Source organism: Stagnihabitans tardus (genome assembly GCF_009925085.1).
GTDB classification, from domain to species: domain Bacteria; phylum Pseudomonadota; class Alphaproteobacteria; order Rhodobacterales; family Rhodobacteraceae; genus Stagnihabitans; species Stagnihabitans tardus.
Window position 1 is genome coordinate 107,735 of sequence record NZ_JAABNR010000009.1, and the last position, 14,939, is coordinate 122,673.

The following is a 14,939-nucleotide window of genomic DNA, read 5'->3' on the forward strand; positions in this document are numbered from 1 at the left end:
GGGGGGCTTCCGGGCAAGGGGGGCCTCGCCTTTGGCTCGGCCCGCGCGGCGGCGGTGGCTGGAGAGGGCTCTGCCCTCTCCAGACCTCTCCCGGGATATTTGGGCCAGTGTGAAAGGGGACGGGGGGGGCGCCAGGTGCAACGGGAATCCGGCGGATGGCGGAGGCTGGAAGGGGTGCGGGGCGCCCGATGGGGAAGCTCGGGGGGCGGTGGAGTTTTGGGGGGGCGGCGGGCTTTGCCAGCCTGTGGGCGGGAGCGGCGTCTCGGCTTGGGATGGTGTCGTCCCTCGGGCTCCCACGGGGCCTGGGCGTTCAGGTCACGGTTGCCTTGGCTGCAGTTTGACGTGCCTTGGCTGCAGGCGCCCTGGCTTCCTCTGCCCCGGTTCTTGGCTTCTGTCCGCTTTCCCCCCCTCTCACGGTCCTTGGCGCGCTTCGTCCTTGGCGAGGCGGGAAAGCCAGCGCGGCGGTTGGGGGCGGCGCAGGGGGGGCTTGCGCGCCTGGGGCATTGGGCGACCGGGTTCCGCTTTCCCCGGCAGGGCCGCATGAGGGGGCTCGATGCCCCCGATTGCGGCGGCTGGGGTGGGATTTGCGGTTGGTGGGCCGGGCGGCGCCCCGGGCATCTCGGGGGTGAACCAGGGGCGCAAAAGGGCCATCGGGTGGCTGCGGAGCGTCAGGCGCAGGCTCAGGTAATCCTCCACCACCGCCTCGCCCTCGCTCATCGCGGCGAAGATCACCGCCGGCTCCTGGATCCCCTCACCGTCGAGGTCGCCTGCGAAAAGCGGCAGCTCGCCCCCCTTGACCAGGGCGCGGGCAGCCCAGAGGGCCTCCCGCCGCGAGATCCCCAACTCGGCAAAGCAATCCGCCTCGGCCAGGCGCTCCAGCGTCGCAGGCGTGGCGCCCGAGCGGCGCCAGACATCCTCGACCCCCGCATAGCCATTGCGGCGGGCGGCGGTGATCCACATGGCCTCCTCCTCCGCGAGGCCGGTGATCTGGCGGAACCCCAGGCGCAGGGCGAGACCGGCTTCGGTCTCTTCCATCACATTGTCCCAGGCGGGTCGGTTGATCGAAGGCGGCAGGACGATCACCCCATGCTCCCGCGCGTCGCGGACGATCTGGGCGGGGGCGTAAAAGCCCATGGGTTGGGAATTGAGCAAAGCGCAGGCGAAGATGCCGGGGTGGTGGCATTTCACCCAGGCGCTTGCATAGACCAGGAGCGCAAAGCTTGCCGCATGGCTTTCGGGGAAGCCGTAAGAGCCGAAGCCCTCGATCTGGGCAAAGCAGCGGGCGGCGAAATCCGCGTCATAGCCATTGGCGGCCATGCCGGTCAGGAAACGCTCCTGGAACTCGGAGACGCTCCCGTGTTTCTTGAAGGTGGCGAGCGAGCGGCGCAGGCGGTCGGCCTCTGACGGCGTAAACCCCGCGCCGATGATGGCGATCTGCATGGCCTGTTCCTGGAAGAGCGGCACGCCGAGGGTTTTTCCCAGGACGCGACCCAGGGCGTCGGAGGGGAAGGTGACGATTTCCTGTCCGTTCCGCCTGCGCAGATAGGGATGGACCATGTCGCCCTGGATCGGCCCCGGGCGGATGATGGCCACCTGGATGACCAGGTCATAGAAGCTTTTCGGCCGCATCCGGGGCAGGAAATTCATCTGCGCCCGGCTTTCGACCTGGAAGACGCCCAGGGAATCCGCCCGGCCCAGCATGTCATAGACCCTCGGGTCCTCGGGCGGCAGCGTCGCCAGCGTGTAATCCGTGTGGTGGTGCTTGTGCAGCAGGTCGAATGCCTTGCGGATGCAAGAGAGCATCCCGAGCGCCAGGATATCGACCTTCAATATCCCCAGGGCGTCGATGTCGTCCTTGTCCCAGCAGATGACGGTGCGGTCCTCCATCGTGGCGTTCTCTATGGGGACAAGCTCGTCCAGGCGGCCTTCGGTGATGATGAAGCCGCCGACATGCTGCGAGAGGTGGCGGGGGAAGCCCTGGATCTCCTCGATCAGGTTGAGGGTGAGTTGCAGCCGCCGGTCGGAAGGGTCGAGGCCGATTTCGCGCAGGCGCTGTTCGTTCATGGTCTTGGAGGAGCCGAAGCCCCAGATTTGCGAGGACATGGCGGACAAAGTGTCCTCGGTCAGGCCCATGGCGCGGCCCACTTCGCGCACGGCGCGTTTGCCGCGATAGTGGATGACGGTCGCGCAAAGGCCCGCGCGGTGGCGGCCGTATTTCTCGTAGATGTGCTGGATGACCTCTTCGCGGCGTTCGTGTTCGAAGTCGACGTCGATGTCGGGAGGCTCGTTGCGGGCCTCGGAGATGAAGCGCTCAAAAACCATGGTGCCGATCTCGGGCGAGACCGAGGTGACGCCCAAGGCATAGCAGGTGATGGAATTGGCGGCCGAGCCGCGTCCCTGGCAGAGGATGTTGCGCGACCTTGCAAAGGCCACGATGTCATGGACGGTCAGGAAATAGGGCTCATATTTCAGCTTGCCGATCAGGTCGAGCTCGTGGCGCATCTGGGCCGAGGCGCGGTCCGGGATGCCCGCGGGGTAGCGCTGCGCCAGCCCTTCCCAGGCGAGGCGGGCGAGGCGGGCGGCAGGGGTTTCGCCATTGGCCACCTCGGATGGGTATTCGTAGCGGAGTTCGTCCAGCGAGAAGGTGAGGGTCTGGGCCAGGGCGCCGCTGCGGTGAACGGCGTCTTCGAAGCCCTTGAAAAGGCGCAGCATCTCGGGCTCCGAGCGCAGGCGCGTTTCGGCATGGGGGGCGGCGTCGAAGCCCAGGGCCTCGATCCGGCGACCGAGGCGGATGGCGGTCAGGACATCGGCCAGCCTGCGGCGGGAGCCGTGGTGCATGAGCGGGCGGGCCGTGGCCAGGGTAGGGATGCCGAGGCGGGTGGCCAGGCGGGTGAGGCGGGCGAAGCGCTGGGGGTCCTGGCCGTCATAGGCGGGGGCCATCGCCAGGTGGCAGGCGCCGGGAAAGCGGCGCGTGACCCGTTGCGCCCGTTTCACCCAATCACCCGCGCCGCTGCCCACCGGGGGCGGGGTTTGTGCGGAGCTTGGGGCGGCGCGGTCGGCTTCGCTGTCGGCTTCGCTTTCGGGCGGGGTGGCGGCTTTCCTGGCGGCGGCCTGTGTCTTGCCGGCCTTGGTCTCGGGCGGGTGGAGGATCAGGGCCATGCCCTCGCCCCAGTCCAGCAGGTCCTGGAGGGTGATTGCGCAGTCGCCCTTGGGCGCGCGGGTGCGGCCAAGGGTCAAGAGGCGGCAGAGGCGGCCCCAGGCCAGGCGGTCGCGGGGCAGGGCGGTGAGGGTCAGGCCGCAGGTCAGGACGAGGCGGGCGGCGGGGATCAGGCGGATAGGCGCCCCAGTGTCCTGTCCCGTGTCGCGGGCGATCTCTCGGGCGCGGGTATGGGCGCGGACGATGCCCGCGACGGAGTTGGTGTCGGCGATGGCAATGGCGGGAAGGCCCAGTTCGAGGGCGCGGGTGATGTAGTCCTCGGGGTGGGAGGCCCCGGTGAGGAAGGTGAAGTTGGAGATGGCGCTGAGTTCGACGAAGGGCATGAGACCGCGCTGTTCAGGAACATAAAGCGAACATTAGCGCGATGCGGCGGGGTTTGCCAGTGAGTCTGGGGAGGGGGCTCTGCCGACTGGACCGGGGGCGATGGGTTTGGCGGGGGGCGGCCCTGCCGACTGCGCGGGCCGGACGAGGGGGCGCGATGCCCGCCAGGGCGGCGGGCTGGGTGGCGGGCGGCGTCAGGGGCTTTCGTTCTTCAGCAGGAGACCCAGGGCCAGCAGGATCAGCCCCACTCCGCCCAGGACGTTCAAGGGCGGATGGTCATGGCCAAGCGCCAGTTCCCACAGGATGACCCAGGCGGGCACCAGGTAGGTATAGGCCATGACCTTGGCCGCAGGCAGGCGCAGCGCTGCATATTGCAAGAGCACGAAGGTCATCGAGGAGGCCGCGAAGGCCACGTAGACGAGGCAGATCCAGACGATGGGCGGCAGGGCGGTCCAATCGGTCTCCAGCACATCGCGCGCGCCCCAGAGCACCAGGAGGACGAAGCCCGCCAGCATAGTGCCGAAGGTGAAGACCAGGGCGCTCTCGCCCCGGTTCAGCTTGCGCACCATGGGGGCATAGATCGCATGGGCCACGCAGCCGAAGAAATAGATGACCTCGCCCCGTCCGACATGCAGCGCCAGGGCCGCCCGGAGATCGCCACGGAAGATCACCCAGAGCGCGCCGATCCCCCCAAGCCCCAGGGCCAGCGCCATCCGCGCCGAGGTGACCTGGCGCAGGAGGACCCAGCCGAAGCCTGCCGCCATCAGCGGTGTCAGGGTGAAGACGGCAGCGGTCGGGATGGCCTCGGCGGTTTGCAGGCCCTTGAACATCAGGACGAAGTAGGCGGCCAAGAGGCCTCCGAGCACGAGATAGCGCCAGGGGGCGGTCGCGGCCTGGCGCGGCAGGCCGGAGGTGAGGCTTGCCACCAGCCCCACGGCCGCCCCGGCCAGGGCAAAGCGCGCCACGGTGAGGGCTGCGGGAGAGATCAGGGGCGCTGCCAGCGCGCCCAGCGAGAAGGAGCCCGCGACGAGGGCCGAGAAGGCCAGCATGGCGAGATGGCCTTGGGAAGAGGGGGACATGCGGGCTCCGGGAAGGGACGGGCCAGTGTTGGGGCCGCAGGGAGGGAGGGTCAAGGGGGGCTCTGTCGACTGCAGGGGGGGGCGGCGAGCGACGGGCTTGGCGCTGCCGACTTGGAGGGCGGTGGCCCTGCCGACTGACAGGATGGAGGTCATGCTTGGGCGCGGCCCTGCCGACTGTGCCCGGGCCCTGTCGGATGGGCGCCCGCCGTCACCCGCCGTGAAGGCGCAGTCGGCGGGGCGGGGTCGGGCCCTCGGGCGGGAGGCGTGCAGTCGGCAGGGCGCCCTCGACCTCAGCCCTCGACCTCAGCCCTCGACCTCAGCCCTCGACCTCAGCCCCCGGCTTTCCCCCCTTCAGCCCCCTTCACGCGCAGTTCCAGCCGGCGGCGGCCTTCTTCAGCACGGTCAGGAAGGCCTGGACCTTCAGCGTCCGGTGCAGGTCGACATGGGTCACGATCCACAAGGGGCTCTCCCAGTCGGGGCCGAGGCGCAGGACCTCGACCAGGTCGGGATCGGCCTCGGCCTCGCGCAGCGGCAGGAAGCCCAGGCCCAGGCCCGCCCGCACGGCCGGTGTGATCGCCTCGGGCTCCGAGATCCGCATCGTCACGCGCTCGGAGGGCACATTCTCGCGCAGCCAGCGGTTGAAGGGCGCGCGGCTTTCCGGATCGGCCGGGCCGATGAAGCGATGGGCGGCATAGTCCTTGGCACCCTCGGGCAGGCCATGGGCCGTCACATAGGACCGCGCGGCGTAAAGACCCATGCCCATCCGCAGCAGGGGCTGGACGACGTAATCCGGGTCCTCGGGCATGGCACCGGCGCGGATCGCCACATGGGCCTCGCCGTAATCCAGCCGGTAAAGCCGCATGTCGGAATGATAGCGGATCACCACGCCGGGATGCTCGGCCTGGAAATCGGCGAAGATCGGCGCGAGGAGCTTGGCCATGCCGGTGATCGTGGTGACCACCAATTCTCCCGTCACCGTCTCGCCCTGGCCCTTGATGCGGCTGACGAGCTGGCTGAACTGCTCGTCGCTGCGCTGGGCCGTGGCCAAGAGATCGCGCCCGGCCTCGGTCGCGGTATAGCCCCGCGCATGGCGCTGGAAGAGCTTGGCGCCGAGCCGCTTTTCCAGCGCGTCGATATGGCGGATCACGGTGGCATGGTGGACGCCCAGCACCTCGGCCGCGCCGGAAACGGTGCCCAGACGGGCCACCTGATAGGCGGTGCGGATCTCGTCCCAGGTGTCGAGACTCATGATGTCAGGCTCATGGATTGGGGCTCTTCTGTGCGCAGTTGAACAGTGTCTGTCAGAATTGTGGGAATAGCTTTGAAAAATGCAAGTGGCACACTGGCGAAAGGAACCAACAACACGGGAACGGGACATGAAATACGCTTTGATCGGGATCAGGGTGCTTTTGACAGCGGCCTTCGCTTCGGCAGGGATCGCCAAGCTTATGGGGGTCGAGATGATGGTCCAGACCTTCGACGCGGTGGGGGTCGGCCAGTGGTTCCGCTATGTCACCGGGATCCTCGAGCTGGGCTCGGCCATCGTTTTGTGGATCCCCGGCCTGCAAGCCTGGGCGGCGGGCCTCCTGGCCTGCACCATGGTCGGCGCCATCATCGCCCATTTCACGGTGCTCGCCGCCCAGGGCCCGGGCGCGGCCATCCCGGCCATGGTGCTCTTGGTCCTGGCGCTGGTCACGCTTTACGCCAACCGCGGGCAGTTGGCCCTCGCGAAGGCCTCTTGAGTTCGCCCCTCCGCCCCGGCATCTAGGGGGCGGAGGGTCCCATGGCGGCACGTCTTTTCCGATTTGGCTTGGCCGTGATCTTCGTCGCGGCGGGACTGGCCCTGGCCTTCGGCTATGACCGTATGGGCCAGCGGGCCGAGGTCCTGGGCCTGCCCCTTGCCCTGCGGGTGCCTGCGGGGCTGTGGCAGGTGGCGGCGGGGGTCTTTCTCATGATCCCAGGTCGGCTGGGTTATGGCGCCTTGATGGGGCTTCTCGCCTCGGGAGCCGCCGTGGCGGCCCATTTCGCCGTCCTGGGGCTGGATTCCGCCCCGCCCGCCCTGGCGCTGGCGGTGATCTGCGCCGTCCTGGCCCTGCGCCACCGCGCCGACCTGCGGCGCTAGGCCCAAGACCGCTTGACTCTTTCCCCCTTGCGGCGTAACCGGACGCCAATTCCCCGGAGGCACAGGGCTTCCGGTCCCTTGGCCATGGCCGGGATCGCCATCCGTCAGCGCGTCGCGCCCACGGGTGCCTTTCCGCTTTGGTCGCCGAAGTTCTTAACGCGCGATGGAGCGTATGATGTTCGAGAGCCTGTCCGAACGCCTTGGCAGCGTCTTCGACCGCCTGACCAAGCAGGGGGCCCTGTCCGAAGCCGATGTCGAGGCCGCGCTGCGCGAGGTCCGCACCGCGCTTCTGGAGGCTGACGTTTCGCTGCCCGTCGCGCGGGACTTCATCAAGAAGGTCACGGCGCGGGCCACGGGCCAGGCGGTGACCAAGTCGGTGACCCCGGGCCAGCAGGTCGTCAAGATCGTCCATGACGAGCTGATCGCGGTCCTGGCGGGCGAAGGCGCGCCGGATGCCTTGAAGATCGACAACCCTCCGGCGACCGTGCTGATGGTCGGCCTTCAGGGCTCGGGCAAGACGACGACGACGGCCAAGCTGGCGAAACGGCTGAAGGAGAAGAACGGCAAGCGGGTGCTCCTGGCCTCCTTGGACACCAACCGCCCGGCGGCCATGGAGCAATTGGCGATCCTGGCCGGGCAGATCGGCGTCGACAGCCTGCCCATCGTCAAGGGCGAAAGCGCCGTCCAGATCGCCAAGCGCGCCAAGCAGCAGGCGAGCTTTGGCGGCTATGACGTTCTGTTCCTCGATACCGCTGGTCGTCTGCACATCGACGAAGTGCTGATGGAGGAAGTCCAGGCGGTGCGGGATATCGCGCAGCCTCGGGAAACGCTTCTGGTCGTCGATGGCCTGACCGGTCAGGACGCGGTCAACGTGGCGGCGGAGTTCAACGGCAAGGTTGGCATCTCGGGCGTCGTGCTGACCCGGATGGACGGCGACGGGCGCGGCGGTGCGGCGCTCTCGATGCGCGCCGTTACCGGCAAGCCGATCCGCTTCGTGGGCCTGGGCGAGAAGATGGACGCGCTGGAGGTCTTTGACGCCGAACGCGTCGCGGGCCGCATCCTCGGCATGGGCGACATCGTGGCGCTTGTGGAAAAGGCGCGCGAGACCTTCGAGGCCGAGCAGGCCGAACGCATGGCCAAGCGGTTCCAGAAGGGTCTGTTCAACATGAACGACCTGAAGATGCAGCTGGAGCAGATGCTCAAGATGGGCGGCATGCAGTCGATCATGGGCATGCTGCCGGGCATGGGGGCTGCGGCCAAGGCGGCCGAGAAGGCGGGCTTCGATGACCGCATGATCAAGCGCCAGATCGCGCTGATCCAGTCGATGACCAAGAAGGAACGGGCCAATCCCGACCTGCTGGCCGCCTCGCGCAAGCGGCGCATCGCGGCGGGCGCGGGCGTCGAGGTGCAGGAGCTGAACCGTCTTCTCAAGCAGCATCAGCAGATGGCTGACATGATGAAGAAGATGGGCAAGGGCGGCATGATGAAGCAGGCCATTGCGCAAATGATGGGCAAGGGCGGCGGCATGCCCGACCTCAAGAACATGGACCCCAAGCAGCTGGAAGAGGCCGCCAAGGCGATGAAATCCGGGATGGGCGGCATGCCCCGCCTGCCGGGTCTGGGTGGCGGCATGGGCCTGCCCTCGGGTCTCTCGGGGATGTTCAAGAAGAAATGAGCGCGGTGGGACAAGAATTTTCGTCGAAAATTCTTGGCGGCGCGGGCCGTCAGGAGCCGCCGGTCCTGCGGACCGCGCGCCTCACCCTGCGCGCCCCGGTCATGGCCGACTTTCCGACCTATGCCGCCTTCCTGGCCGGGCCGCGCTCGGGCGGGGTGGGCGGGCCCTTGGACACCAAGGGCGCCTGGGCCTATTTCACCTCGGATGTGGCACTTTGGGCCTTGCAGGGCCTTGGCGCGCTGATGATGGAGCGCGACGGGGTCCTCGTCGGCTCGATCAGCCTGAACGCCGGGCCGCTCTTTCCCGAAACCGAGATCGGCTGGATGGTCTATGACGGCCATGAGGGCCAGGGCTATGCGCCCGAGGCCGCGGCGGTCGTGCGCGATTGGGCCCTGGGTCCGCGCGGCCTGTCGACGCTGGTCAGCTATGTCGGCCGCGACAATGGCCCCTCGCGCCGGGTGGCCGAAAAGCTCGGTGCCGTGATCGACAGCCAAGCCGTCAGCATGGGCCCCGAAACGCTTGTCTACCGCCACAGGAGGCCCGCATGAGCGACACCGACGCCACCCTGCGCGCGGCTCAGATCCTGCGCGATCACCGCGCCTCGATCGACCGACTGGATGCGATCCTGGTCTATACGCTCGCCGAACGCTTCAAGCACACCCAGGCCGTGGGCAGGCTGAAAGCGGAACACGCGCTCCCGCCCTCGGACCCCGCGCGTGAGGCGCGGCAGATCGAACGGCTGGAGGCCCTGGCCAAGGATGCCGACCTCGACCCCGAATTCGCCAAGAAATTCCTGAACTTCATCATCTCGGAAGTGATCCGCCACCACGAGAAGTTGCAGAAATAACCGCCCATGGTGCGCTCAAGCGCACCCTACCCAAAACCGGATGCGGATGCATCCAAGCCAAACCAAGGAGACTAAGCCCATGTCCATGAAAATCCGCCTCGCCCGTGGTGGTTCCAAGAAGCGCCCGCACTATGCCATCGTCGCTGCCGACAGCCGCATGCCCCGCGACGGCCGCTTCATCGAAAAGCTGGGCGTCTATGACCCCATGCTGGCCAAGGACAACGAAAACCGCGTGAAGATCGACCTGGAAAAGGTCAAGGCCTGGCTCGCCAAGGGCGCCCAGCCGACCGACCGCGTCGCCCGCTTCCTGGAAGCCGCCGGTGTCATCGCCAAGACGGTCCGCAACAACCCCAAGGCGGCCGTCCCCGGCAAGGCCATGGCCGAGCGCGCCAAGAAGAAGGCCGCCAAGGCCGAAGCCGCTGCCGAGTGATCGGCCCGGGGGCCGAACCCGGCCCGGCTTTACAAATCCTGTCGCGGGCGGCACCTTGCCGCCCGCAGTCCTTTGTCAGAGGCCCCCATGCCCGATCCCAATGACCTCATCTGTGTCGGCGTCCTCTCGGGCGCTTTCGGTGTCCAGGGCGAGGTCCGGCTGAAAAGCTTCTGTGCCAACCCCGAGGACATCGCCTCCTATGGGCCGCTTTATACGGCGGATGGGGCGCGGTCCTTCAAGATCAAGCTCACAAGGGCCGTCGCCGGGGGCTATTCGGCGCGGCTGAAGGGGATCGAGACGCGGGAAGAGGCCGAGGCGCTGAAGGGCTGCGAGCTTTTCGCCGAAAAGTCCCGCCTGCCGCGCCTGCCCGACGATGAATTCTACCATGCCGACCTGATCGGACTCGAGGTCCGCGACACCGGCGGCGTGCTGCTGGGCACGGTGCGGGCGGTCCATAACCACGGCGCGGGCGATATCCTCGAGGTCGCCGGGCCCAAGGTGCTGCTCTTGCCCTTTACGCTCGCCGTGATCCCGACGGTCGACCTGGCCGCGCGGCGCATCGTCGCCAATCCGCCCGAGGGGGTGGAATAGCCGAAGCCGGATCCGCGCAACCTTTGCGGGCAGGGGCGAGGTTCCCGGCGCCCCCAGGCTGCAAGCGCGGTCAGAGGCGGCACAAAACCCGCGCATTGGCCCGGCGAAGGGCTGGACCTTGCCTCAATCATGGGCAAGACTCCTCCCGGTTCGCCACGTGCCAGTGCCCGGATTTTCCACCCTCCGATACCAGGGCTCGTCATGACCACCCGTCTGCGCCTGCTGCAAGGCGCAACTGCGCTTCTTTATCTCGGGCCGCTTCTGGCGGGGCTTTCGGGCCATGGTTGGGCCATGGTCGGCGCTTTCCTCGCGATCTTCGTGCTGTGGAGCGTGATCCTGCGCCCCCATCTTTGGCCCAGCCCGGCGGAGGCGCTGCGCAGCGAGGCCCTGGTGGCCCTGGCCAGCCTGGTCACGACCCAGGCTCTGTTGGTGATCTTGTGCTTTGCCCTCGGCCGTGGCTTCGGCGGGGTCATGGGGATCAGGCCCGACCTGCCCTTCTGGTTTCCGGCGGCGCTGTCCTTCCTGTCGGTGCCCCTGTCGCGGCTCTTGTGGTCGGGCCCCTCGTCCGAGACCGCGCCGGGCTTCGACCCCTTGACCCACCGCCTCGCCACCTCCGAGCCCGAAAGCCCGGCGCTTTTGCTGGCCGCCCTGACGCGGCTGCCCGAGACGGTGGGCGAGGTCGAGCTTCAGGCCCATCTGATGGCCAGCCGGGCCGATCCCCAGGCGATCCGCGATGCCCTGGCGGGCCAGCCCGGCCCCGTGGCCGCCCGCGCCCGGCTGATCCATGCGACGGACCCCGACATGGCGGCTTTCTTCGCGGGCAGCCGCTATGCCGCGAGCCTCTTCCCCCCGGCGGCAGGCGATCTGGCGCTTTACGCCAGCCGCGCGCTGCGGGTGCTGGAAGACGACCCGGGCCTTGCCGCCGATTTCCCCGAGCCCGGCGCGCTCTTGCAGGCCGCCGCCCTGGAGCCCGAGGCCGCCCTGCCGCTGCAGCGCCTGGCCGGGCTGATCCAGAACGCGGCCCTCCCCGCGGCCTGAGCCCCGGTCTGGACAGGTGCAAGGCTGGACAAGTGCCGAGGCCTCCGCCATTCAGGCGCAAAGGAGATATCCCATGCGCAAGGTCCTCATCACCGGAACGGCGGGTTTCATCGGCTTTCACCTGGCCAAGGCTCTGCTGGACCATGGCTTCCGGGTCCAGGGCTATGACGGGATGTCGGACTACTACGATGTCCGGCTGAAGCAACGCCGCCACCAGATCCTGTTGCAGAACCCCGGTTTCACCACGGTCGAGGCCCAGCTCGAGGACCGCGAGACCCTGGACCGCGTGGCCGACGACTTCGCCCCCGAGGTGATCGTCCACCTGGCCGCCCAGGCCGGGGTCCGCTACTCGCTGGAGAACCCCCGGGCCTATATCGACGCCAATGTCGTGGGGACCTTCAACGTGATGGAGGTGGCGCGGCGCCACAAGGTGGCCCATCTCCTGATGGCCTCGACCTCTTCGGCTTATGGGGCGAATGAGGTCATGCCCTTCACCGAGACCGACCGCGCCGATCACCAGCTGACGATCTATGCGGCGACCAAGAAGGCGACGGAGTCGATGGGCCATGCCTATGCCCATCTCTGGGGCATCCCCACGACGATGTTCCGCTTTTTCACCGTCTATGGCCCCTGGGGTCGGCCCGACATGGCTTTGTATAAATTCGTGCAGGCGATCCTGAAGGGCGAGGCGCTGGATATCTACAACCACGGCGAGATGTACCGCGATTTCACCTATGTCACCGACCTGGTCGAGGGGATCCGGCTTCTGATCGATGCCGCGCCCGTGCTGGGTCAGCCGGTCGAGGGCGACAGCCTGTCGCCTGCCGCGCCCTGGCGGGTGGTGAATATCGGGAACTCCGACAAGGTCAAACTTCTGGATTTCGTCGAGGCGATCGAAGCCGCCACGGGGCGGGTGGCCATCCGCAACTACATGCCGATGCAAAAGGGCGATGTGCCGGCGACCTGGGCCAATGCGGATCTCTTGCGGCGGCTGACCGGCTATGCGCCGAAAACCGATGTGCGCAAGGGCGTGCAGGAATTCGTGGACTGGTACCGCGACTACTACGGGGTCTGAGGCACGGAGCCCGGGCAGCGCGGGTGGCGCTCCCGCCCACCCACCCCGCGCCACCCGCGCTGCCCTCGGGGAGAGGGCGGCGCTTGGGGGCAGGCTTGGCGGCGATCACTCGCCGTAGGGCACCCAGATCGTCTTGACCTCGGTGGCCTGCGCGAGGAACTCCCGCGCATCGGCCCGAGTCCAGTCGCGCGCGCGGCCGTGGTTGACCCAGGTGCGCTTGAGGTTCCCGGCCGCTTCCTTCTCGATCAGGGTCGAAAGCGGCTGGCTGGAGAAGCTCCAGACCGCGTCGACATCGAGGTGGCCGGCCAGGGGCTTGGCGAGCTCTTGCGCCGATCCGGTGACGATGTTCACCACGCCTGCGGGCAGGTCGGAGGTCTCGAGCACCTGGTAGAAGTCGGTGGCCGACAGGGGCGCGGCCTCGGAGGGCACCAGCACCATGGTGTTGCCCATGGCAATCCCTGCGCCCATGACGCTGACGAGCCCGAGCAAAGGCGCCTCGTCGGGGCAGAGCGCACCGATGACGCCCACGGGCTCGTTCACCGCCACGGCCAGGCCCCGCATCGGCACGGGCTTGACCGCGCCTTCGTATTTGTCCGCCCAGGCGGCATAGGTAAACAGCCGGTCCACGGCTGCGGCCACCTCATCTGTCCCGGATTTCCCAGTCTGATCCTTGATCCTTTGGGCGAACTCGGTGCTGCGCGCCGAAAGGTTCTCGGCGATGTAGTAAAGGATCTGCGCGCGGTTGTGGCCCGTCGTGCGTCCCCAGCCCTTGGCCGCATGGGCCGCCTCGACCGCGTTGCGGATATCCTTGCGGTTGCCGAGGCCCACATGGCCCAAAAGCTTGCCCTTGAAGGTCACGGCCCGCGAATAGCCGCCATCCGGCCGCGCCTGCTTGCCGCCGATGAAGAGCTTCGCCGTGCGGTCCATCGCAGGGGCTTCTTCGACCAGGGCCTCGGGGATCGCGACCGGCGCCAGGGCCTTGGTTTTTGCCCCGGGCTTGAGGTAGGCGCGCAGCCCCTCCCACCCGCCTTCGCGGCCAAAACCGCTCTCGCGCAGGCCCCCAAAGCCCGCCGCCGCGTCGAAGAGGTTGGTCGCATTGACCCAGATGACCCCGGCCTTGATCTTGGGAGCGAGGTCCAAGGCCAGGTTGATGTTCTCGGTCCAGATGCTGGCTGCGAGGCCATAGCGCGTGTTGTTGGCGATCTCGACCGCCTCGGCCGGCGTGCGGAAGGTGGTGGAGACGAGGACGGGGCCGAAGATCTCCTCCTGCATCAGCATATCGGCGGTGGAAAGCCCGGTGATCAGGGTGGGCGGATAGAAGCAGCCCTCGGGGAGCGCACAGGCCGCCACATGGATTTCGCCCGCGCGGTTGGCCTCCACCAGGCCCTTGATCGTGGCCAGCTGCACCGGATCGACGATGGCGCCCACGTCGATCGACTTGTCCAAGGGGTCGCCAATGCGCAGGGCATCCATCCGGCGTTTCAGCTTGGCATGGAAGCGGTCGGCCACGCCCTCCTGCACCAGGAGGCGGGAGCCTGCGCAGCAGACCTGGCCGCCGTTGAACCAGATGGCATCGACCAGGCCCTCGACGGCCGAATCCAGGTCCGCGTCATCGAAGACGATATAGGGCGACTTGCCGCCAAGCTCGAGGGTCAGCGCCTTGCCCGTGCCCGCCGTGGCCTGGCGGATCTTGCGGCCCACCGAGGTTGAGCCCGTAAAGGCCACCTTGTCGACATCGGAGGCCACCAGCGCCGCCCCCGTCTCGCCATCGCCGGTGACGATGTTCAGGGCGCCCTTGGGGAGCCCCGCCTCTTTCGAGATTTCCGCGAAAAGCAGGGCCGTCAGGGGGGTGTATTCGGCGGGCTTCAGGACGACGGTGTTGCCGGCGGCCAGCGCCGGGGCGACCTTCCAGGCCAGCATCAGAAGCGGGAAGTTCCAGGGGATGACAGCAGCGCAGACCCCCTGCGGCTCCAGCCCCGGCAGTTCGGTGTCCATCAGCTGGGCGAGGCCCGCGTGGTAGTAGAAATGCCGGGCGACAAGGGGGATGTCGATGTCGCGCGCCTCGCGGATCGGCTTGCCGTTGTCCATCGTCTCCAGCACGGCGAATAGGCGGGCATGTTTTTGCACGAGCCGGGCGAGCGCATAAAGCACCCGCGCCCGCGCCGCGCCCCCTGACTTGGCCCATTTGGTTTGGGCCTTGCGGGCAGAGGCCACGGCGGCCGCCACGTCCTCAGAGGTGCCCTGCGTCACCTCGGCCAGGATATCCCCGGTGGCCGGGTTCCGCGTGGCAAAGGTCTTCCCCGGTGCGGTGAAGGCGCCGTCGATCCAATGGCCGAAACGCTGATGCTTGGCCAGCCAGGCCTTGACCTCGGCATTGCCCTCGGGCGCGGTGCCATAGTCCATGGAGTCAAAAATCTCGCGGATCGTGGGTTTGGTCATGGCGGTCTCCCGAAGGATCGAAGGGGAACGTTGGGGGCAGAGGTGCGCCTCCGGCGGGGATATTTTTGAAAAGATGAATGAGAAGTGGGCTCTTTCGTTTCATCT

13 protein-coding genes are annotated in these 14,939 nt (G+C 67.9%); 9 read left to right on the forward strand and 4 right to left on the reverse strand.

Annotated elements, in window-relative coordinates:
• Positions 1-411: 411 nt before the first annotated feature.
• The 3 genes from GV832_RS11025 to GV832_RS11035 form a co-directional block, all read right to left on the reverse strand.
• Complete coding sequence (locus GV832_RS11025; RefSeq protein WP_168774908.1) at positions 412-3,540, reverse strand: error-prone DNA polymerase; 3,129 nt, start codon at positions 3,538-3,540, stop codon at positions 412-414.
• Between the two features lie 192 nt (positions 3,541-3,732).
• Entirely contained in the window at positions 3,733-4,617 is an 885-nt protein-coding gene (locus tag GV832_RS11030) for a DMT family transporter (RefSeq protein WP_168774909.1), read from the reverse strand.
• Positions 4,618-4,978: 361 nt separating this feature from the next.
• Positions 4,979-5,866 carry a LysR family transcriptional regulator gene (locus GV832_RS11035; RefSeq protein WP_168774910.1) on the reverse strand — a complete coding sequence of 296 codons (888 nt, stop codon included), beginning with the start codon at positions 5,864-5,866 and terminating at the stop codon, positions 4,979-4,981.
• Positions 5,867-5,993: 127 nt separating this feature from the next.
• Between GV832_RS11035 and GV832_RS11040 the strand changes: the two genes are divergently transcribed.
• From GV832_RS11040 to GV832_RS11080, 9 genes are all read left to right on the forward strand, one after another.
• Positions 5,994-6,359: a DoxX family protein gene (locus GV832_RS11040; protein WP_168774911.1), complete on the forward strand. Its 366-nt coding sequence runs from the start codon at positions 5,994-5,996 to the stop codon at positions 6,357-6,359.
• A gap of 41 nt (positions 6,360-6,400) precedes the next feature.
• The gene (locus tag GV832_RS11045; protein WP_168774912.1) at positions 6,401-6,739 is read left to right on the forward strand and encodes a hypothetical protein; all 339 of its coding nucleotides are present in this window, start codon (positions 6,401-6,403) and stop codon (positions 6,737-6,739) included.
• 175 nt (positions 6,740-6,914) lie between these two features.
• Positions 6,915-8,414 carry a signal recognition particle protein gene (gene ffh / locus GV832_RS11050; RefSeq protein WP_168775003.1) on the forward strand — a complete coding sequence of 500 codons (1,500 nt, stop codon included), beginning with the start codon at positions 6,915-6,917 and terminating at the stop codon, positions 8,412-8,414.
• 5 nt (positions 8,415-8,419) lie between these two features.
• Positions 8,420-8,962 carry a GNAT family N-acetyltransferase gene (locus tag GV832_RS11055; protein WP_354001953.1) on the forward strand — a complete coding sequence of 181 codons (543 nt, stop codon included), beginning with the start codon at positions 8,420-8,422 and terminating at the stop codon, positions 8,960-8,962.
• The gene (locus GV832_RS11060) at positions 8,959-9,261 is read left to right on the forward strand and encodes a chorismate mutase (RefSeq protein WP_168774914.1); all 303 of its coding nucleotides are present in this window, start codon (positions 8,959-8,961) and stop codon (positions 9,259-9,261) included. The genes GV832_RS11055 and GV832_RS11060 overlap by 4 nt, the downstream gene beginning before the upstream one ends.
• Positions 9,262-9,340: 79 nt before the next feature.
• Entirely contained in the window at positions 9,341-9,691 is a 351-nt protein-coding gene (gene rpsP / locus GV832_RS11065) for a 30S ribosomal protein S16 (protein WP_168774915.1), read from the forward strand.
• Positions 9,692-9,778: 87 nt separating this feature from the next.
• Entirely contained in the window at positions 9,779-10,282 is a 504-nt protein-coding gene (rimM, locus tag GV832_RS11070) for a ribosome maturation factor RimM (RefSeq protein WP_168774916.1), read from the forward strand.
• Between the two features lie 201 nt (positions 10,283-10,483).
• Positions 10,484-11,320 (forward strand): hypothetical protein, encoded by an 837-nt coding sequence (locus tag GV832_RS11075; protein ID WP_168774917.1) that lies wholly within the window; start codon positions 10,484-10,486, stop codon positions 11,318-11,320.
• Positions 11,321-11,393: 73 nt separating this feature from the next.
• On the forward strand, positions 11,394-12,395 hold the full coding sequence (locus GV832_RS11080) for an NAD-dependent epimerase/dehydratase family protein (protein WP_168774918.1): 1,002 nt from the start codon (positions 11,394-11,396) through the stop codon (positions 12,393-12,395).
• 105 nt (positions 12,396-12,500) lie between these two features.
• Here the strand turns inward: GV832_RS11080 and GV832_RS11085 are convergent, their stop codons facing one another.
• On the reverse strand, positions 12,501-14,834 hold the full coding sequence (locus tag GV832_RS11085) for an aldehyde dehydrogenase family protein (protein WP_168774919.1): 2,334 nt from the start codon (positions 14,832-14,834) through the stop codon (positions 12,501-12,503).
• Positions 14,835-14,939: the final 105 nt, after the last annotated feature.